At 65.0% G+C, this 18,553-nt stretch carries 16 protein-coding genes; 5 read left to right on the forward strand and 11 right to left on the reverse strand.

The genetic code is table 11. The features are described from left to right. The 3 genes from CRO48_RS01055 to CRO48_RS01065 form a co-directional block, all read right to left on the reverse strand. On the reverse strand, nucleotides 1-1,122 hold the full coding sequence (locus CRO48_RS01055; RefSeq protein WP_097135581.1) for a hypothetical protein: 1,122 nt from the start codon (nucleotides 1,120-1,122) through the stop codon (nucleotides 1-3). A 118-nt stretch (nucleotides 1,123-1,240) separates the two neighbouring features. Beyond that, nucleotides 1,241-2,338 (reverse strand): chorismate synthase, encoded by a 1,098-nt coding sequence (aroC, locus tag CRO48_RS01060; protein WP_097135583.1) that lies wholly within the window; start codon nucleotides 2,336-2,338, stop codon nucleotides 1,241-1,243. A 150-nt stretch (nucleotides 2,339-2,488) separates the two neighbouring features. Continuing rightward, on the reverse strand, nucleotides 2,489-5,995 hold the full coding sequence (locus CRO48_RS01065; RefSeq protein ID WP_097135585.1) for a bifunctional diguanylate cyclase/phosphodiesterase: 3,507 nt from the start codon (nucleotides 5,993-5,995) through the stop codon (nucleotides 2,489-2,491). Nucleotides 5,996-6,332: 337 nt separating this feature from the next. Here CRO48_RS01065 and CRO48_RS01070 point away from each other — a divergent pair, with 337 nt between their 5' ends. Further along, nucleotides 6,333-6,593, forward strand: a complete 261-nt coding sequence (locus tag CRO48_RS01070; RefSeq protein WP_097135587.1) for a DUF1344 domain-containing protein — start codon at nucleotides 6,333-6,335, stop codon at nucleotides 6,591-6,593. A gap of 87 nt (nucleotides 6,594-6,680) precedes the next feature. Here CRO48_RS01070 and CRO48_RS01075 read toward each other — a convergent pair whose 3' ends face one another. From CRO48_RS01075 to CRO48_RS01090, 4 genes are all read right to left on the reverse strand, one after another. Continuing rightward, complete coding sequence (locus tag CRO48_RS01075) at nucleotides 6,681-7,262, reverse strand: histidine phosphatase family protein (RefSeq protein WP_097135589.1); 582 nt, start codon at nucleotides 7,260-7,262, stop codon at nucleotides 6,681-6,683. Between the two features lie 23 nt (nucleotides 7,263-7,285). Next, complete coding sequence (gene fabI, locus CRO48_RS01080; protein WP_097135591.1) at nucleotides 7,286-8,104, reverse strand: enoyl-ACP reductase FabI; 819 nt, start codon at nucleotides 8,102-8,104, stop codon at nucleotides 7,286-7,288. Nucleotides 8,105-8,225: 121 nt separating this feature from the next. Beyond that, nucleotides 8,226-9,326 (reverse strand): DnaJ C-terminal domain-containing protein, encoded by a 1,101-nt coding sequence (locus CRO48_RS01085; RefSeq protein ID WP_097136052.1) that lies wholly within the window; start codon nucleotides 9,324-9,326, stop codon nucleotides 8,226-8,228. A gap of 185 nt (nucleotides 9,327-9,511) precedes the next feature. Beyond that, nucleotides 9,512-9,919 carry an RT0821/Lpp0805 family surface protein gene (locus tag CRO48_RS01090; protein WP_097135594.1) on the reverse strand — a complete coding sequence of 136 codons (408 nt, stop codon included), beginning with the start codon at nucleotides 9,917-9,919 and terminating at the stop codon, nucleotides 9,512-9,514. A 92-nt stretch (nucleotides 9,920-10,011) separates the two neighbouring features. Between CRO48_RS01090 and pdxH the strand changes: the two genes are divergently transcribed. From pdxH to CRO48_RS01105, 3 genes are all read left to right on the forward strand, one after another. Then, nucleotides 10,012-10,641 (forward strand): pyridoxamine 5'-phosphate oxidase, encoded by a 630-nt coding sequence (gene pdxH / locus CRO48_RS01095; RefSeq protein WP_097135596.1) that lies wholly within the window; start codon nucleotides 10,012-10,014, stop codon nucleotides 10,639-10,641. A gap of 269 nt (nucleotides 10,642-10,910) precedes the next feature. Beyond that, on the forward strand, nucleotides 10,911-12,101 hold the full coding sequence (locus CRO48_RS01100) for a DUF937 domain-containing protein (RefSeq protein WP_097135598.1): 1,191 nt from the start codon (nucleotides 10,911-10,913) through the stop codon (nucleotides 12,099-12,101). A 185-nt stretch (nucleotides 12,102-12,286) separates the two neighbouring features. Continuing rightward, on the forward strand, nucleotides 12,287-12,784 hold the full coding sequence (locus CRO48_RS01105) for a hypothetical protein (RefSeq protein WP_097135600.1): 498 nt from the start codon (nucleotides 12,287-12,289) through the stop codon (nucleotides 12,782-12,784). A 277-nt stretch (nucleotides 12,785-13,061) separates the two neighbouring features. Here CRO48_RS01105 and CRO48_RS01110 read toward each other — a convergent pair whose 3' ends face one another. From CRO48_RS01110 to CRO48_RS01120, 3 genes are all read right to left on the reverse strand, one after another. Next, on the reverse strand, nucleotides 13,062-14,117 hold the full coding sequence (locus tag CRO48_RS01110) for a polysaccharide deacetylase family protein (protein WP_097135602.1): 1,056 nt from the start codon (nucleotides 14,115-14,117) through the stop codon (nucleotides 13,062-13,064). A 101-nt stretch (nucleotides 14,118-14,218) separates the two neighbouring features. Then, nucleotides 14,219-15,634 (reverse strand): metalloprotease TldD, encoded by a 1,416-nt coding sequence (gene tldD, locus CRO48_RS01115; RefSeq protein WP_097135604.1) that lies wholly within the window; start codon nucleotides 15,632-15,634, stop codon nucleotides 14,219-14,221. 136 nt (nucleotides 15,635-15,770) lie between these two features. Then, a complete protein-coding gene (locus CRO48_RS01120; RefSeq protein WP_097135606.1) occupies nucleotides 15,771-16,325 on the reverse strand; it encodes a TetR/AcrR family transcriptional regulator in 555 nt (184 codons plus the stop codon). A gap of 126 nt (nucleotides 16,326-16,451) precedes the next feature. On the opposite strand from CRO48_RS01120, the gene CRO48_RS01125 reads away from it, so the two are divergent. Further along, nucleotides 16,452-17,489 (forward strand): aldo/keto reductase, encoded by a 1,038-nt coding sequence (locus tag CRO48_RS01125; RefSeq protein WP_097136053.1) that lies wholly within the window; start codon nucleotides 16,452-16,454, stop codon nucleotides 17,487-17,489. 357 nt (nucleotides 17,490-17,846) lie between these two features. Here CRO48_RS01125 and CRO48_RS01130 read toward each other — a convergent pair whose 3' ends face one another. Beyond that, nucleotides 17,847-18,380 (reverse strand): invasion associated locus B family protein, encoded by a 534-nt coding sequence (locus CRO48_RS01130; RefSeq protein ID WP_176526613.1) that lies wholly within the window; start codon nucleotides 18,378-18,380, stop codon nucleotides 17,847-17,849. Nucleotides 18,381-18,553: the final 173 nt, after the last annotated feature.

Raw genomic sequence — 18,553 nt, forward strand, 5'->3', positions numbered from 1 at the left:
TCAGAAGCGGACGTGCTTGCGGATCTTGCGCCAATTCACCAGCATGCGCTTGCCGATGTTCATCGCCGCAAGCGGGGGATAGGTCTTGCGCGTCTTGCGCATGGCCGATTGCAGCAGTTCCCGCACGGCCGGGACCTGGCGCAGTTCGTCCTCGTCATAGTAGGTGTAGGTCGCCGGCGTCTGCACGAAGATGTTGCCGCTCTCGGGCAGGGGATGCATGCGCGACCCGAGCGTTGAGACCAGCCGCCTCTCTGTGTTTCGGAAGTGTCGGGTCTCGCGCGGCAGCGTCAGCGTCCGCCGGGCGCCAGCGGCGTTTTCAGCGATCGTCGCGACAATCCGCGTCTTTTCCTCCGGGGTGAAAAGGAAGCGTATCACCTGGCCGATATGCAGCGCCTTGCGGCTGTTGCCGCGCCCCGTCGGAAAGCCGCTGTCCTTGGCCAGCATGCGGATGAATTCGGTCAGCTCGATCGGCAGGCGTTCGTTTGCCGGCGGCCTGGTCGCCTTCATGTCCTGGATGTCGAGCACGGTCTGGAGGAAATAGGCGTAGATATCCAGCTTGCGGCGGCGGATCTCTTCGAAGAGCAGCACGGTGTAGTCGATGCCCGGCAGTTCCATTACCGGCCCGATCTCCCGTAGGGGGTTGAGGTAGGTCGCCCGCGAGGGGTTCTTCAGCGGTCGCGCGATCCAGGCCGGCAGGCTCGGTGCAGGTCCCATGCTCGCCTTCTGCGCCCAGAAGGAATAGAGCGTGTCGAGCGGGTCGCGCAGCGCATAGACGACGTGCAGCCGCCGTTCGCCGATGATCTCGCGGATCGCCTCGAAATGCTCCTTCTTCCAGCGGCGGAAGCCTTCCGACGACAGAAGCACGTTCAGCCCTTCGCGATCCGCCTTGCGGATCACCTTGAGAAAATCCTCGAAGGCCTTTCCCTTCCGCCGCAGGAACTGGCCTTCGTTGTCGGACAGGTCATGGTGGGCGGTAGCGACACGTTCGCCGACCACCGGATAGAGCCAGCCCCGCCGCTGCAGGTCCTCGGCATTGTGGTGGAAGTTCGCCTGCATATAGGTGGTCGCGGTCTTGTGGGGACCGATATGCATCACCAGTCGCAATTGCTCGTGTTGCTTCATGCAGCCTCTACGTTCCACGGTTGACGTTCATGCCGGTATCCGCCCTCGGCGGGGCCGCCATATCGGCGGATTGTGGCTGAACCGCGTTTGCGCACGCTGGAGGAATGCTGTTCTGCTTTTACTTCAGCCGGCCGGTCTGGCCGCGGTCCCTCAGATAGTGGTCCGCAATCGCGCATGCCACCATCGCCTCGCCGATCGGCACGGCGCGGATGCCGACGCACGGATCGTGCCGGCCCTTGGTGCGGACGTCCACCTCTTTGCCGTCGCTGTCGATCGAGCGGCGCTCGGTCAGGATGGAGGAGGTGGGCTTGATGGCGAAGCGCGCGATCACCGGCTGGCCGGTGGCGATTCCACCCAGAATGCCGCCGGCGTGGTTCGAGAGGAACACCGGCTGGCCGTCCGGGCCGATGCGCATCTCGTCGGCGTTTTCCTCGCCGGTGATTTCCGCTGCGCCGAAGCCGTTGCCGATCTCCACGCCCTTGACCGCATTGATGGACATGAGGTTGGCGGCAATGTCCTGGTCGAGCTTGGCGTAGATCGGCGCGCCGATGCCCGCCGGCACGCCCTCGGCCACCACTTCGATGACGGCACCGACGGAGGACCCCGCCTTGCGGATCGCGTCGAGGTAGTCTTCCCATACCGGGACGATGTCCGGGTCCGGGGCGAAGAACGGGTTGGTATCGACCACGCTCCAGTCCCAGTTGTCGCGGTTGATGCGGTGCTTGCCGATCTGGACGAGGGCCGCCCGAACGTTAAGGCCCGGAACGACCTTGCGCGCGATACCGCCGGCTGCGACGCGCGCGGCCGTCTCGCGTGCCGAGGAGCGCCCGCCACCGCGATAGTCGCGGATGCCGTACTTCACGTCGTAGGTAAAATCGGCATGTCCCGGGCGATAGCGCTTGGCGATCTCCGAATAGTCCTTGGAACGCTGGTCGGTGTTCTCGATCATCATCGAGATGGGCGTGCCGGTCGTCGTCATGGTCACGCCGTCCTCGTCGAACATGACGCCGGAGAGGACGCGCACCAGGTCGTCCTCGCGCCGCTGCGTGACGAAGCGTGATTGGCCGGGCTTGCGCTTGTCGAGCCAGGCCTGGATTTCGGAAAGCGTGAAGCGCAGGCCGGGCGGGCAGCCGTCGACGACGCAGCCCAGTGCCGGTCCGTGGCTTTCGCCCCACGTGGTGACGCGGAAAAGTTGACCGAATGTATTGTGTGACATGAAACCCTGCCGGAACGCCTCGTACCGGTCCGCGGGAGCGCCCGCGTTCCGCTCTGTTCGGGCGCACTCATAGAACCGATTGCGGAAAAGTTGAAGTCTTTTCGCTTGAAGCGCGCCGATGGCGGGCCCTGATTGCGACCGGACGCCTGCTCAGGAAGCCGATCGCCACCGCTTCTCGATGGCGTAGTCGAGGAAAGCATCGCGCGCAAGCGGGCGGGAGAAGGCGTAGCCCTGCAGCAGGTCGCAGCCGAGCGCGCTGAGCATTTCCGCATGCGCCATGGTTTCCACCCCTTCCGCCACGACGGAGATGCCGAGCGAGCGACCGATCTCGATGATGGAACGCACCAGCGCCTGCTCGTGGCGCGAGTTCAGGATCGGCGCGACGAGCTGGCGGTCGATCTTCAGCCGCTTCGGCCGCAGCTTCAGGAGGCTCACGATCGAGGTGTGACCGGTGCCGAAATCGTCGATCTCGATGTCGATGCCGAGATCCTTGATGCGCTCGATGTTGGTCTGTACCAGGTCGTCGGCGTCATCGAGGAAGATGGCTTCCACCAACTCGAAGGAAAGCTGGCCAGGCGCGATCGACAGGCCCGCGAGGCTATCGACCAGCGTCTCGTCGCGAAGCCGCTTTGCCGAAACGTTGACCGAAATCTTCGGCATGGTGAAGCCGCGCGCCGCCCAGACGCTGCAATCCGTCAGCGCCTTCTCCAGCATGATGCGGTCCAGCGTCGCGGTGACGTTGAGGTCCTCGGCGATTTCCAGGAAATGTCCGGGAACAAGCAGGCCCTTCTGTGGATGCCGCCAGCGGATCAGGGCCTCCGCGCCGACAAGTTCGAGCGTGCGGGCACAGATCTGCGGCTGATAGTAGGGGACGAACTCGTTGTTCTCGATGCCCGTCAGGATATCGTCGGCCGTCCGCTTGTTGCGGATGATCACCGCTTCGAGGACGGCATTGAAGAATTCGTGACGGTTGCGGCCCTGCGCCTTCGCCCGGTAGAGCGCGATGTCGGCATTGACGAGAAGCTTGCGGGTATCCAGGTCTCTGCCGCCGCCCACCGCGATCCCGATGCTGACGCCGAAGCGGCACATGTGCCCGTTGTAGTCGACGGGCTGGCGCATCAGTTCGATGATGCGGTTGGATAGCGCGGCGAGGTCGGCGCTGTTGTTGCTGTCGGTCACGACGACGAACTCGTCGCCGCCAATTCGCGCCACGAGGTCGCCCGGGCGCACCGAGTTGCGCAGCACCTTGGCGGCGTGGACGAGAAGCGCATCGCCTGCGGCATGCCCGAGCGTGTCGTTGATCTGCTTGAAACGGTCGAGGTCGATGTGGAGGATGCCGAGGCTGACCTCTTCCTCGCTGCTGCGGGTCGCCAGCGCATTCAGCTGGTCGTCGAGCAGCCTGCGGTTGCCAAGGCCCGTCAGCGGATCGTGTAGCGCGTTGTGCTCGATGCGGATCTTGGCCTGTTCCAGTTCCGCATTCTTGGCGTCGGCGATTTCCTTCGCAGCCCTCAGCCGTTCGGTCATGCGCACGTCGTCGGTCACGTCGAACGCGATTCCGACAAGCTTCCTGGTGCCGTCGGGCGCGCGATGGATCTTGCCGACGGAACGCACGTGGCGGATCGGTCCCTCCGCAAGAACGATCCGCGCCTGCTGCACGTAGGGCCATTCACGGGCGATGCAGTTGTTGACGTTGTCGATGGTCGGCTGGCGGTCATCGGGATGGATCGCGCCGAGCCAGTCCCGCTCCGTTACCATTCCATCGACATAGACCAGCCCGTAGAGCTGGTGCATGCGCTCGTCCCAATAGGCCCCGCCGCGATCAAGGTCCGCCTCCCACAGGCCGCATTGATACGAATCGAGCGCCAGGTCCAGCCGCCGCGTCGTCGCCTCAAGTTCCTGTTCGCGCTCCGAAAGGACGCGCAGGGCCATCTCGAGTTCGGCGTTCTGCTGGTCCGCCTGGGTCTTGGCGGACCTCAGCTGCTCGTTCATCTCCACGTCATCGGTGATGTCGAAGGCCAGTCCGACCAGCTTGCGGCGGCCGTCGGCCTCCACATGCAGCTTGCCGACCGACTGCAGGTGGCGAATCGTGCCGTCGGGATGGACCACCCTCGATTTTCGCAGATAGGGGGCGCCGCTTTCGATCGTGTTCTTCGCGGTGGCCTCCGCATGTGCGCGGTCGTCGGGGTGAAGGGCGTTGAGCCATATGTCGTGGGTGATCGGCTCGCCGGTGTTGTCGACGCCATAGAGCTGGAACATGCGGTCGTCCCAGCGCGTCAGCCCGCTTTCAAGATCCGCCTCCCAGAGGCCGCATTGATAGGCGTCCAGAGCCAGCTCGAGGCGCTGCGTGGTCTTCAGAAGCGTGTCGTTCTGCCGGTCGGCGCGTTCTTTCGCGGCTTGAAGCCGCGCGTTCAGTTGCACGTCCTCGGTCACGTCCCAGCTGACGCCGGTCAGCTTTTCGACGCCGTCCATCGTCATGCGCGAGCCGACGTTGCGGATATGGCGGATGCTCCCGTCGGGCAGGACGACGCGATATTGCAGCCAGTAGCCCGTCTCACCCTCCATCGCTCTTTCGAAAGCGGCGCTCGACGCGGCGCGGTCGTCCGGATGCACGACCGACGTCCATGTGTCGTTGGAGAGCGGCGTGTCGGCCGGCAGGCCGTGCAGCGCGTACATCTGCCGGTCCCAGATGCGTTGCCGGTCGCCGACCGCGACCTCCCAGGTGCCTGTTTTCGAGGCTTGCAGCGCAAGGTTGAGCCGCTGCGACAGCGAATGGATCTCCGTCTCCCGGGCGCGTAGCCCGGCAAGATGGCGGTGCCGCTCGCTGACGAGACCGCCGGTCAGGAAGATCGGTATGATGATCGCAAGTGCCGCGCCGGCCGTCATGATGCGGATATAGGCCACGTCCTCGTGCGGACGCTCCCAGCCCTTCGCCGGCACTGCCGCCAGTTCCCATTTTCCACCGGGAAACTCGACCGTGCGACGCACCGCCTCCCCATCGAAGATCGCGGGGTCGCCGAAGAACGGATCCTCGATGGCGGCTGGAAAGCTGATGTCGCGGATGGAAAGGCGCAGGTTCGAGCTGCCGCGCCAGTGGATGCTTGCATCGCCGTCCCTGGAACTGATCAGGCCCGCGTCCAGGTACAGCCGGCGCTCGTCCAGCACCCCCTCGATGTAACCCCAGAACGCGAAGGCGCCCCTTGCGGTGCCGGAAATCGGGATCACCAGGTTGAAGGCGCGGCTGCGATCGGGCAGGTGCATCGGGCCGAGCATCAGCGGATGGCCGAATGCGCGGCTGGCCTCCGCCGGCCTGCGGAACGACTGGAAGCGGTTGAGGTCGGCGCCGAGATATCGTTCGTTGTCACGCAAGGGGAATATCTGGTCGACGACCCCGTCGGGGGCGATCGCCAGCCTGCGGAACTGGACGTTCTGCACCAGCAGTTTGCGGGCAAAGACATTGAACTGGTCGCTGGCCTGCACAGGTTCGCTGGAGAACAGGTTTGCGATGCCGCGGAGCGCCGTCACGCTCTTGCCGATCTCGCCTTCCAGCCGCGCGCTGACCAGGGTAAGCTCGCTTGCGACCCTGGCCCGCAGGTCGCTGCGGTAGAGGCGCTCGTTCTGCCTTTCGTAGGCGTGTCCGGCGACAAGGACGACCGTCACGGCGATTGCAGCGGGCAGCAGCGAGGGTTTTGCCCACGCCCCGGCGATTCTGATCCCTCGTGCTAGACTGGCAACCCGCACTCGCTGTTATCCCCTCGTTTCAACTGCACGTTATGAGGGGGCGATTAAAATTGAATTGATGGCTTGCCGGGATTCGGCGCCGGTTTTTGCCCATGCTGCTGAAATTGTTCGGGATGGCGCGCGCGGAGCCTTGCTAGGGCGCATCGTTCGGGGCATCCAGTTACCAGGGGAACGGCGCGGGGGCGAATTTCGCCATATTCGAGGGGCATCAAGCGTGACTGAAAAGAACACGATTCCATGGAAAGGTGGGTTCAAGATGCGATTCATCGTTGCCGCGCTTCTGGCCGCGGCGAGTATCTTGGCGCCGCTGACGGCCCATGCCGAAAGTGCCGACGTAGAGGCGGTCATCACCAAGGTCGATACCACGGGCCTCAGCCTGTCGCTCGACGACGGCAAGAAGTATCAGGCGCCCGAGGAGTTCAACTTCGAGGGGCTCGCACCCGGCGTGAAGGTGCTGGTGTTCTACACCGAGGTCGAAGGCAATCGCGTCATCGACGATCTGGAAATCATTCAGTAACAACTGAAAATTGCGTCGTCCGGCGCGGCCGCAGCGTCGGCGACGCCGTTAGGGTCCCGCATGCGTTCCGGCGCGCCGGGCCCGTACTCAGATCCAGGCTGCGCCTTTGCCGTCGATCCGCAGGATGCGGTCCTGGTGTACGGGGGCATTGGCCGCGTCACTCACGGGCATGCCGCTGAACTTGAACAGCGCTCTGAACACGCCGCCATGGCTGACGCAGACCGTCGGGCGCTCGATGTTGTTAAACCACGAGCCGACGCGCCACGACAGGATCTCGTAGCTTTCGGCGTTTTCTCCGGGCGGAATGAAATCCCACTTCGAGCGCGCCCTGGCCTTCACCTTGTCGCGCACCGTCTGCTTCAGCTCAGAGATCGTGAAGCCTTCCCAGTCGCCGAAGGAGACCTCCACCAGCCGTTCGTCGGTGCGGTAGGCGAGGGGATCGAGGTCCATGGCCGCCCGCACAAGCTCCATCGTCTCGCGCGTGCGCCCGAGCGGGCTTGCGACATAGTCGAAGTCCGCGGCGGTTTCGCCGAGGATCCTTTTCAGGGCAAGGCCGTTGCCGGACGCCTGCTGGCGTCCGGTGTCATTCAGGGGGATGTCCTTCTGACCCTGCAGGCGGCCTTCCGCGTTCCAGTCCGTCTGGCCGTGTCGGATCATGTAGACAAGCACGTTTGCGCTCCGGAGCCGGATGCTCAGTCCTTGATGACCGAGATGTCGGGGGCGTCGACGGCCTTCATGCCGACGACATGATAGCCGCTGTCGGCGTGATGGACTTCGCCGGTAACCGAGCGCGAGAGGTCCGAAAGCATGTAAAGCCCCACGTCGCCCACGTCTTCGATGGTCACGGTCCGGCGCAGCGGCGCGTTGTACTCGTTCCACTTCAGGATGTAGCGGAAGTCGCCGATGCCGGACGCGGCCAGCGTCTTGATCGGGCCGGCCGAGATGGCGTTGACGCGGATGTTCTTCGGGCCGAGGTCGACCGCCAGATACTTCACGCTCGCCTCGAGCGCCGCCTTGGCGACGCCCATGACGTTGTAGTTCGGCATGACCTTCTCGGCGCCGTAGTAGGTCAGCGTCAGCATAGAGCCGCCGTCCGTCATCAGCTTTTCGGCGCGGCGCGCCACCGAGGTGAACGAATAGACCGAGATCTGCATCGTCTTGGCGAAGTTTTCGGGCGTCGTGTCGACGTAGCGGCCGGTCAGCTCGTCCTTGTCGGAAAAGCCGATCGCGTGCACGATGAAGTCGATCTTGCCCCACATCTTCTCGATGTTGTCGAAGACCGCGTCGATGGATGCCTCGTCGCTGACGTCGCAATGCCCGGCCAGTACGCCGCCAAGTTCAGCCGCGAGCGGCTCGACACGCTTCTTCAGAGCGTCGCCCTGGTAGGTGAGGGCGATTTCCGCCCCCTGGGCACGAACGGCCTTGGCGATACCCCAAGCGATAGACCGGTTGTTCGCAACGCCCATAATGACGCCGCGCTTGCCGCTCATCAGACCGGATACCTGAACCATGGAATGTCCCTTGCAGATTTAATTCGATTTGAGCCTATGGCATAGGCCGCCTGCGGGTTCAAGCACACCGGGTTCAGGAACTGTTAGCGCGCGTAACAATGGGTGCGTATTCACCGAAACTTCACAAATAGAGCCCCTCACGCAGGCTGCGCATGAGATCTATCATCTTGTCGTCGGGCCTCTCCCATAGAAGAAGACGGACTTCGACGAGTAGATCTCCGCGTTTTCCTTGCGCATCCACAAGGCCCTGGCCCTCGATCCTGATGATGTGGTCCGAACTCGACCAGGCGGGGACTGTGACCGGCAGCGGTTCGTCGGCCGGTCCCATCACGGTGGTCTCGCAGCCGAGTACGGCATCCTCGATCGTCACCGGCAGCGGCGTGCGCAGGTCGAAACCGTCCACCCGGAACGCGCCCGGCGCGACGCGGATGGTCACGACGGCGTCACCACGCTTGAGGTCGTTGATGCGATGACCCTGGTCGCGCAGGCGGATGACCGTTCCTTCGGTCGTGCCCGCAGTGAGCGGCACCTTCAGCGATTCGCCCTCGACCTCGAGCGTCATTTTCGCCTGTTTGACGAGGTCCGTGACCGATACCGTCAGGTCGCAGGCGAGATCGGGTGCCTTTTCGACCGCCGGACGGGTGCCACGGATCCGGCGCATGAGGCCGGAAATGATATCGGCAGCGACAATCGTGCGGCGCGCCGGAGCGGGCGCGTAGGGGGTCTCGTCGGCGGAGGTGGCCGGCTGAGCCTTGGGCGATGCGGATCTTTCTGCCGTGCCGGCCCCCGTCACGGCTCCAGTCCCGGCCGACGGCTGTGCGGTGGTGCCGGGGGCGGCGGCCGCACCGGATGCCGGCGACTGCTGGCGGGCATCCACGCCGAAGATGCGCGAGACCATGTCTTCGGCCGTCTCGCTCGCGTTCGGGGCAGGGTCGGGCTGTGTCTTGCGCGCGCTCTGCTGGCGGCGCATCTGTTCCATGCGGCGCAGTTCCATCTCGCGGCGGACCTCGGCGTCGCGGTGCGCGCGGTCATATTTGCTGCGTTTGTCCGGATCGCGCAGGAGCTCGTAGGCGCGGCCCGCTTCGGTGAAGCGGATGTTGGCGAACGGGTCGTCCTGATTCTGGTCGGGGTGGACGGCCTTGGCAAGCGTGCGCCAGGCAGCCTTGATCTCTTCCTGTTCGGCATCGCGCCGCACGCCCAGCACCCTGTAAGGATCACGCATCAACATCAGCCCGTCTCGTCCCTTGTGGGAGCCTTGCTGCTCCGGTCTTCGGCCGGACTCGCTGCAGAGCCCGCGGGGATCGATGATGCCGGCAACCTCCTAACTGATGGTTACACGCGGAGGAAGCAGAATCGCATAAGGTGTACAAGGCGTTATCAGGCCGGTCCCGAGCCTCTGAAACGGCCCTATCCCTGGCGGTCGAAGCGCGTCAGCGACCAGGTTCCGTCGCCACCCACGCAAGCGCGGCCGTCATAATTCGAAATCCCGGTATAGGAATGCAGCGTCGTGGTGAAGTCGCGGCAGGTCCGTCCGGCATCGTCGCTACGTTCGGCGACGCCGGTCACGACGCCGGCACTGCCGGACACGGCATTTGCCCAGGGGATCGGGTTGCCGGCATTGCGCGTCAGGTCGGCGGAGGAAACGGCGTTGCGCACCGTGGCGGCGTCCGAGGTGTTGTCCGTACGCTCGCCCGGCACGGCGCTGGTCTTCACGGACCTGTCCACCTGCATGTCGGAGGCGAGATCGAGGCCGCCGGCCATGCAGCCCGCAAGCGGCAGGACGCACAGCGCCACGGCGGCAAGCCGCGGCGTCATCGTCCAGAATATCGTTGTCTCCCGTGGCGACTTTGCTATGACTTCAACTCCTGCACGCCCCAACGGGACGAAGATCGGCATTGGATTCAAATATGAGCGAGATTGAGTTAACAACCGGTGACTTCACCGAGGAAAGCGAGCCCTTTTCGCTTTTCGGAAAGTGGCTGGAAGATGCCGGCAAGAGCGAGCCGAACGATCCCAACGCGGTGGCGCTGGCCACGGTGGACGCCTCTGGATTGCCGAATGTGCGCATGGTGCTCTTGAAGGGATTCGATGAACGCGGATTCGTCTTCTACACCAATTTCGAAAGTCAGAAAGGCCAGGAGATCCTGAGCGCGGGCAAGGCGGCAATGTGTTTCCACTGGAAATCGCTCCGTCGGCAGGTCCGCGTGCGCGGTCCCGTCGAAGTCGTCTCGGACGAGGAGGCGGACATCTATTATGCCTCCCGTCCGCGCGGCAGCCGCATCGGCGCCTGGGCATCCAAACAGTCAAGGCCCCTGGAAGGCCGTTTTGCGCTCGAGAAGGCTGTGGCCGAGTACACTGCCCGTTATGCGATCGGCGAAATTCCGCGCCCGTCATACTGGTCCGGCTTCCGCATCAAGCCGGTGTCGATCGAATTCTGGCACGATCGCGCCTTCCGGCTGCATGACCGCATGGAGTTCCGCCGTCCGGCCGGACCGGAGGGCGAGGGGGGCTGGGAAAAGGTCCGTATGTACCCCTGATACGATATGGCGGCCGCCTTGGCCGCCATCTTGCTGTTCTTCGGCCCTCAAACGATCGCGGCGCCGGCAGAAACCGCCTCCGAGTACCGCCCGCGAAAAGCGCGCGCAGTATACAACTCCAATTGGTGTGATATATTTCCGGACAAGCAGGCAGGCGATTACGACCCACGGTCCTACACGGGGCCGAGTGTGCGGGTTTCGTTCACGCAAAGTCGTGCAACGCATACGGGCGAGACTGAATCCAAGGCATTGACGCGGAGGAGAGTTCTATGGCCAGCAATCTTGTTTCCTATCTCATGCAGTTTCTGACGCCCGACACGATCGCGCGACTTGCGGCGGCGCTCGGGCTCGATGTCGACAAGGTCCAGCGCGGCGTTGCGGCGGCGGTTCCGGCCGTTCTCGCCGGGCTCGCGGGCACCGCCACCCAGCCGGGCGGCGCCGAGAAGATCGCCGATGCCGCCCGCCAACAGAGCGGCGTGCTCGACAATCTCGGTGGCCTGCTTTCGGGCGGCAATCCCGGTTCGCTGGCCCAGACCGGGACGCAGCTGCTCTCGTCGATCTTCGGCGGCAACAGCAACGTGCTTGCCAATGCGGTCGGAAACTATTCCGGCCTCGGCGCAAATGGCGGGAGTTCGCTGCTCGGCATGCTGGCGCCGCTGGTTCTTGGCGGCATCGCCAAAAAGATGGGCTCCGATACCAGCGCCAGCGGCATTGCCGGTCTGTTGGCGAGCGAGAAGGACAACATCGCTGCCGCCCTGCCGCCAGGGCTCAAGGACATGCTGGCAAGCTCGGGGCTTCTCGGCTCGCTCGGTGGAACGGCGCGCTCTGCGGCAAGTGCCGGCAGCGATGCTGCCGCGCGTGCCGCAGCGTCCGCCACGTCGGCCGCTCGGCAGACGTCGTCCGCCGCCGCCGCCACCGCCAACCGCGGCAGCAACTGGCTCTACTGGCTGATCGGGGCTCTGGCTCTGCTTGCCATCCTCTACTATCTGTTCGGCCGGCCGGCACAGCAGACGGCCGAAACCGCCCCCGAACCGACAGCACCGGCGCAGACCGAAACCCAGCCGGCGCCTGCCGAGCCGCAACCGCAGACACAGGCCGAAACGCCCGCCGCCACACCGGCGCCGGCCGGTGGCCTCGTCGTCGGCGGGGTCGATGTCGGCAAGCAGGTCACCGATACGCTTGCCAGCCTGCAGACGGCGCTTGGCGGCGTGACGGATGCGGCAACGGCCCAGAGCGCATTGCCCCAGGTCCAGACCGCCACCGATGCGATCGACAAGGTCAGCGGCATGCTCGGACAGCTCTCCGCCGAGCAGAAGGCGTCCCTTGCCGCGCTCGCCAAGCCGTCGATCGACACGCTCAATGGGCTTTTTGACAAGGTCCTGGCGATCCCCGGTGTCTCCGACATACTCAAGCCGGCGATCGACGCCCTGCGCCCCAAACTGGCGGCACTCGTGACCTGAGCCGCGCATGAGAGCGTCCGAGCGGGGCTCGCATTCGGGCGGCGCAATCACCGATAGGTGAGATGCGCCGCCCGCACCACGCCGTACTCTCATAGGCAGACGGTCCCGTCGCGCGCCGCGCCGCCGCGGCCGCGCAAACGCCGCGAACAAAAAAGCGAAAACCAACCAGACCGGGAGATTTCAGCATGGCTGACAAATCGACATTCACGCCCGAGGAATGGAGTGTCCTGCTGCAGGGCGTCATGGCCGCGGGCATCGCGGTGACGGCTGCCGAACCGAGCGGCCTCTGGGGAATGCTCAAGGAGGGCATGGCCAGCAGCCGGACGCTGCTGCAGGGCAAGGGAGGCACGGATACGACATCGCTGACGACGGCGATCGTCGAGGGTTTCGAGAGCTCCGAGGGGCGGAAAGTCGCGCGCGAGGGGCTGGAGGCGCGGTTGAAGGGCGCCAAGCCCGAGGAGATAAAGGCGCGTTGCATCGATACGGTGCGCGAGGCCGCCGAGATTGTCGAGGCCAAGGCGCCGTCGGATGCGGCCGCCTTCAAGGGCTGGCTGCTGCAAATCAGCCAGAGCGTTGCCGAGGCGGCCAAGGAAGGGGGCTTCCTCGGCTTTGGCGGCACCTCGGTGAGTGATGCGGAGAAGGCGACCGTGGCGGAAATCTCCAGCGCGCTGAAGGTCGCCTGAGGGCTGTCCGGTCTCGCGGGGCGACCGGTTCGGCAGAAGGGGAACGGATGCGTTCTGCACGCGGTTTGGAAGCGTGCTTCTGTACCCTTCCATGTTACGCGACCGCTTTCGCTCTCCCCCTCATCCGCCCTGCCGGGCACCTTCTCCCCGCAGGCGGGGAGAAGGTGACAAGCGGAAAACGCATTCCATCTCCCTCTCACCGCTTGCGGGGAGAGGGCCGGGGTGAGGGGAAAATGTACAATTGTCGCGTACTGTGGCGTCCTTCGCCGGAGCTGTCCTATCGGCGCATCAGCCGGAACGGGATGCCAGATGCCAGCGCGGACACATACTTGCGCTTCTGGTAGAGGCCGTTCACGGAGATGCGCGGCAACGCCATCGGCTGGTCGAAGCTGCGCGCGTCAAGCGTGCCGGGCACAGTCGTCACCGCGAGGTCGAAGCCGGCTTCCACGGCGAGGCGGTGTTCGCGTGCGGTGACGGTGGGGCTGAAGCCGTACGGATAGGCGAAGGCGACGGGGCGCACGCCGGTCAGGCACTGGATCCGCTCGGCCGACGCCTGCATTTCCTCGCGTGCCTCGTTCTCTTCCAGCCGCGCCAGCGCGCGGTGGCTGATCGTGTGGGCGCCGAGCGTGGCGAGCGGGTTAAGAGCCAGGCTCTTCAGTTCCGGTTCGCGCATGATCAGCCGTTCGGTTATCAGGAGCGGATCGATCCCGTGCTGTTTTGCCAGCTTGTCGAGGGCGGCGACGGCGGTCATCTCGTCGGCCGTCTGGATGAAGGCGGCAAAGCGCGTAAAGGCGGCGTCCTTCTGCCAGGTCGTGGCAAGCGGCAGCGTGACGAGGCCGGAGCCGAAGTCGAATTCGACATGTGGCAGCGCGCGCAGCAGTTCCGTCAGCGTCTCCCACCAGATGCTGTGCGTCCGGCAGGCAAAGCCGCCGGTGACGAAGACGGTGAAGGGCACGCGATGCTCGGTGAAGATCGGCTGCGCATGCACCGCATTGTTGCGGTAGCCGTCGTCGAGCGTGAAGGCGGCGAAGCGTTCCTCGGGCCGTGCGATCGCCATGCGGGCGGCCATGTGGTGCAGGGCCACGAACTGGTAGCCCTCGCTTTCAAGCAGCCGGATCGTCTCGTCGAGGAATTCCGGCGTGATCTCCAGATGAGCATTGGGGTCGAAATCGTGGACCGTCTTCGGCCGCACGTGGTGCAGGGTGAATATGGCGCCGCGCCCGCGCGCGGATGTCATCAGGCCGGCACGCCCGGCGAGATTGGACAGTTCCAGTCCGCCGGTGATGGCCGCATGCTTCAGGCTGCGGCGCATAACATTTTTCAATGTCGGCATTTGCGCTCCGGTTGGCGGTTCTTCCTGCCGCCTTTATGGGCGCGTCATGGTATCCGTGCGGTTAACGAACCTCTGCGGCATGTCGCACCCGCGCGCAGCGATCAGGCCTTGGTGCCGCCGACGGTGATCTGGTCCATGCGCAGATGCGGCTGGCCGACGCCGACGGGAACGCTCTGGCCGGCCTTGCCGCACATGCCGATCCCCGTGTCGAGTTTCGAATCGTTGCCGACCATGGTCACGCGCCGCATCGCGTCGGGCCCGTTGCCGATGATCATCGCGCCCTTGACCGGGGCTCCGATCTTGCCGTCCTCGATCAGATAGGCCTCGGTGCAGCCGAAGACGAACTTGCCGGAGGTGATGTCCACCTGGCCGCCGCCGAAGGAGACGGCGTAGATGCCGTTCTTCACCGAAGCGATGATTTCGTCGGGCGTCTTGTCACCGGACAGCATGTAGGTGTTGGTCATACGTGGCATCGGCACATGCGCGTAGGACTGGCGGCGGCCGTTGCCGGTCGCCTGCATGCCCATCAGGCGCGCGTTCTGCCGGTCCTGCATGTAGCCGACGAGCTTTCCGTCCTCGATCAGGACGTTGTAGCCCGAGGGCGTGCCTTCGTCGTCCACCGTAAGCGAGCCGCGGCGGCTTTCGATCGTGCCGTCGTCGACCACGGTGACGCCCTTGGCCGCCACCTGCTCGCCGAGCAGGCCCGAAAACGCCGAGGTCTTCTTGCGGTTGAAGTCTCCCTCCAGTCCATGGCCGACCGCCTCGTGCAGCATCACGCCCGGCCAGCCGGAAGAGAGCACCACGTCCATCGTGCCGGCCGGTGCCTCGATCGCGCTGAGGTTCACGAGTGCCTGGCGCAATGCCTCGTCGGCGCCCTTCTTCCAGCTTTCGGTGGTGAGGAATTCGCCGAAGCCGCGCCGGCCTCCCATGCCGAACGACCCCGTTTCCTGCCGGTCGCCTTCGCCGACGACGACGGAAATGTTCAGGCGGGTCATGGGACGGATGTCGGTGACCCTGTGGCCGTCGGCGCGCAGGATGTTGACCACCTGCCAGCTTGCGGCGATCGAGGCGGAGACCTGCCGCACCTTCGCGTCCTTGCCGCGCAGGTAGGCGTCGATCTCCTGCAGCAGCGTCACCTTCTCTTCGAAGCCGGGGCTGCCGATCGGATTTTCCGGGCCGTAGAGCCGGCGGTTGGTTCCCTGGGGTGCTGCGGAATAGGTGCCGGCATATCCGCGCGCAACGGCGCCTGCAGCATCCGCCGCCCGCTTCAGCGCGGCAAGCGACATCTCGCCGGAATGGGCATAGCCCACCGCCTCGCCGGCGACGGCGCGCAGTCCGAAGCCCTGGTCCGTGTTGAAGCTGCCGCCCTTCAGGCGCCCGTTGTCGAAGGTCAGCGATTCCGCCTGCGCATGCTCCAGATAGAGCTCGCCGTCGTCGGCGTTCTTCAGCGTTTCCGCCAGCACCGCGCGAACCGTTGCCTCGTCGGCATCGAACAGTGAGGTCAGGTCGGTGTTCATGGGCGGCTCCTGGTGTACAGATATCAAGCGTCGCGCCGCGCGGTTCGCATGAATGCGGTGCCGGCGCGCTGAAGCGGGTTGCCAGCTTATGTAGAGGCTCCCCCCGGCCGGGGCAAGCGACGGGGCTTCGCCGGGCTTATAGGCTGCCCGCCACCTCGCTTCGCACGCTTTCCATGATTTCGTCCGACAATGCGGGATCGTTGACGAGGCGGGCCATGACCAGGGCGCCGATCAGGCTGGAGAGGTCGGTTATCGCCTTCCGGCGGTCCGGCGCATTCCCCTGCCTCTCTTGCAGTTCCTGCAGCCGGGTGATCCGGGTGCGGACATAGTCGGTTGCGGCCTGCCGCTCCTTCTCCGGCAACCGCGCCATTTCCGGCCCAAGCGCGGCGATCGCGCAGCCCGCGCCGGCATGCTCGCGATGCTCAGCGGACAGATAGGTCCCGGCGAACTGCGAGAGCGTCAGCGTCTCGGGCTCGGCATCGAGGCTCTTCCGCATAGCATCGGACAGGGCCTGCTCGGCCAGGTCGCCCTTCGACTTGAAGTGGCCGTAGAAGCCGCCATGCGTCAGTCCTGCGCCGCTCATCACCGCGTCGACGCCGACGGCATGGATTCCGTTCTCGCGAAACAGCCGTGCGGCCGCATCGAGAATGCGCTTCCGGTTTTCCTTCGCCTGCTCCTTGGTCGGCCGCATTTCGTCTTCCTCCGAGATTGTGCTTGACAGATTATATGACGGTCGTCATTTATATTCAACACATGACGGTCGTCATTTAAAAATCGATCGTCAGTTCACCGACCAGAAGGAAATTCGGATATGAGCATGCGCTATCGGATCTTCGGCCGCACCGGCCTTCGCGTTTCGCAGCTGGCGCTGGGCACCGGCAATTTCGGCACCGGCTGGGGCTACGGCGCCGACCGGGAGACGGCCAGAGCCATCTACGACGGCTACCGCGCGGCCGGCGGCAATTTCATCGATACCGCCGACCAGTACCAGTTCGGCCAGTCCGAAACGCTGACGGGGGAATTCGTCGCCGCCGACCGCGACGACGTCGTGCTTGCCAGCAAGTTTTCGCTCGGCGACAGCTACGGCGCCGGTCTTCAGCGCACCGGCAACAGCCGCAAGGCGATGGTGCAGTCCGTCGAGGCCAGCCTCAAGCGGTTGAACACCGATCGCATCGATCTTCTCTGGGTGCATATGCCCGACGACGTCACCCCGATCGACGAGATCGTGCGCGGGCTGGATGATCTCGTCCGTTCCGGCAAGATTCTCTATTCCGGCTTTTCTGATTTCCCCGCCTGGCGGGTTGCTACGGCAGCAACGCTTGCCGAGTTGCGCGGCTGGGCGCCCGTTTCGGCGCTGCAGGTGGAATACAGCCTGGTCGAGCGTTCCGTCGAACGCGAACTTCTGCCGATGGCCGCCGCCTTCGGGCTCGGCACGGTCAGCTGGTCGCCGCTCGGCGGCGGGCTTTTGACAGGCAAGTACCGCAAGGGCGAGCAGGGCAGGGCACAGGGGCTGGGCGCCGTCATCCATGCCGAGAGCGATGAACGCAAGACCGCCACGGTCGATGCGGTTCTGGCCATTGCCGCGGAGACGGGCCTGCCCGCCGGACAGGTGGCGATCGCCTGGGTGCTCGCCAAGGGGGCGACGCTGCCGATCATCGGTCCGCGCACCCCCGAACAACTGGCGGACAACCTGGCGGCACTCGATGTGCGCCTGACTGAGGAGCAGATCGGCAGGCTGGATGCCGCAAGCGACATCGTTCTCGGCTTCCCCTTCGATGTCGTCTCCAAGTCAAGCGGCGTGCTTGCCGGCTCCAGGCCGGAGCTGATCGACTGGCCGGCGACGCCCGTTCGGTGAAGTAAGGTGTTGTGAGGGGCGAGGGGTTAGGGGTGAGGGATGAGGTGTGGCAAAGGCCGGGCTGTTGCCTCTGCGGCTCGCATTGCCGGCAGCACGTCCATTGCGCTCGCAACCTCATCTCGCCTTGCGGGCACCGCCGTCGCCCCCTGCTGCCTCTCCGTCATGCCGGCCCCGAGCCGGCATCCAGTCGCGCAAGTCCTTGCGCGATATAGCATTTCCCGCTCCGCAGATGCGCCGCCGCTGGATCCCGGATCAGGTCCGGGATGACGGGGAGTTGGGGGGGCGTCATATCGACGTCTTGCCGAAAGCTTGTGCACAGGAAGCCGGCTTTCGGTGGGGACGGCTGTTCCCAGCCGCTTACGGCAGCGCGTCGTAGCCTTCGCCGAAGCCCTTGAGGTCGACCGGGATGCCGATGCCTTCTTCCGGGGTCTGGAAGACGATGAAGGTGGCGGTGGCGCCGGAGCGGAAGGTCTTGAGCAGTTCGTCCTCAAGCACCACCTCGGCGTAGCAGCCGTCGGAGAAGCAGCGCACGAAGTAGGCGCGGCCGATATCCTTGCCGTCGACATTCAGTCCAAGCCCGTTGGGCAACAGGACGCCGAGCGGGGCAAGCACGCGCAGGATCTTTGCCTTGCGGTCGGCGGTCTTGAGGATCACCACCGACAGCCCGACTTCCGGGCGGTCCTCGGCGATCACATTCTGCATCAGCGCGCACTGTTCGCTCGAAGCGCCTGCAGGCTGGTCGCAGACAATCGACCAGGCGCCGTGGTTCGCCTTCACGGTGCCCGGCTGCTGCTGGGACTGCGACAGGGCAGGGGTGCTGGTCGCTGCGATGGCGAGCGCCGCCAGCGCGCGGATCATCCTGGCCAGGCGCGAAGGAGAGCGGGAACTCATGAAAACCTCGAAATCTCGAATCACACGCGCCATTCTTGAATAGCGAACGTTGAAATGAAAAGCCCTTCGCCGTCTTTTCCAGTTTATACGGCGGAAATTGGACCGCCGGGACGAAACGTCGCGATCGCGTGGTTCAGTGGCCGAATATTCTGACCGCGCCCGCCGCAGCATTG

The sequence above is a fragment of the Rhizobium subbaraonis genome (genome assembly GCF_900220975.1).
GTDB classification, from domain to species: Bacteria; Pseudomonadota; Alphaproteobacteria; order Rhizobiales; family Rhizobiaceae; genus Mycoplana; species Mycoplana subbaraonis.

Excerpts from the sequence above, each read along its gene's own strand:
- CRO48_RS01130 (WP_176526613.1), bottom strand. The coding sequence starts at position 18,380 with ATGAGTTCCCGCTCTCCTTCGCGCCTGGCCAGGATGATCCGCGCGCTG.
- pdxH (WP_097135596.1), top strand. The coding sequence starts at position 10,012 with ATGAGCGAGATTGAGTTAACAACCGGTGACTTCACCGAGGAAAGCGAG.
- CRO48_RS01105 (WP_097135600.1), top strand. The coding sequence starts at position 12,287 with ATGGCTGACAAATCGACATTCACGCCCGAGGAATGGAGTGTCCTGCTG.
- CRO48_RS01070 (WP_097135587.1), top strand. The coding sequence starts at position 6,333 with ATGCGATTCATCGTTGCCGCGCTTCTGGCCGCGGCGAGTATCTTGGCG.
- CRO48_RS01125 (WP_097136053.1), top strand. The coding sequence starts at position 16,452 with ATGCGCTATCGGATCTTCGGCCGCACCGGCCTTCGCGTTTCGCAGCTG.
- CRO48_RS01055 (WP_097135581.1), bottom strand. The coding sequence starts at position 1,122 with ATGAAGCAACACGAGCAATTGCGACTGGTGATGCATATCGGTCCCCAC.
- aroC (WP_097135583.1), bottom strand. The coding sequence starts at position 2,338 with ATGTCACACAATACATTCGGTCAACTTTTCCGCGTCACCACGTGGGGC.
- fabI (WP_097135591.1), bottom strand. The coding sequence starts at position 8,104 with ATGGTTCAGGTATCCGGTCTGATGAGCGGCAAGCGCGGCGTCATTATG.
- CRO48_RS01100 (WP_097135598.1), top strand. The coding sequence starts at position 10,911 with ATGGCCAGCAATCTTGTTTCCTATCTCATGCAGTTTCTGACGCCCGAC.
- CRO48_RS01110 (WP_097135602.1), bottom strand. The coding sequence starts at position 14,117 with ATGCCGACATTGAAAAATGTTATGCGCCGCAGCCTGAAGCATGCGGCC.
- CRO48_RS01120 (WP_097135606.1), bottom strand. The coding sequence starts at position 16,325 with ATGCGGCCGACCAAGGAGCAGGCGAAGGAAAACCGGAAGCGCATTCTC.
- CRO48_RS01090 (WP_097135594.1), bottom strand. The coding sequence starts at position 9,919 with ATGACGCCGCGGCTTGCCGCCGTGGCGCTGTGCGTCCTGCCGCTTGCG.
- CRO48_RS01085 (WP_097136052.1), bottom strand. The coding sequence starts at position 9,326 with ATGCGTGATCCTTACAGGGTGCTGGGCGTGCGGCGCGATGCCGAACAG.
- tldD (WP_097135604.1), bottom strand. The coding sequence starts at position 15,634 with ATGAACACCGACCTGACCTCACTGTTCGATGCCGACGAGGCAACGGTT.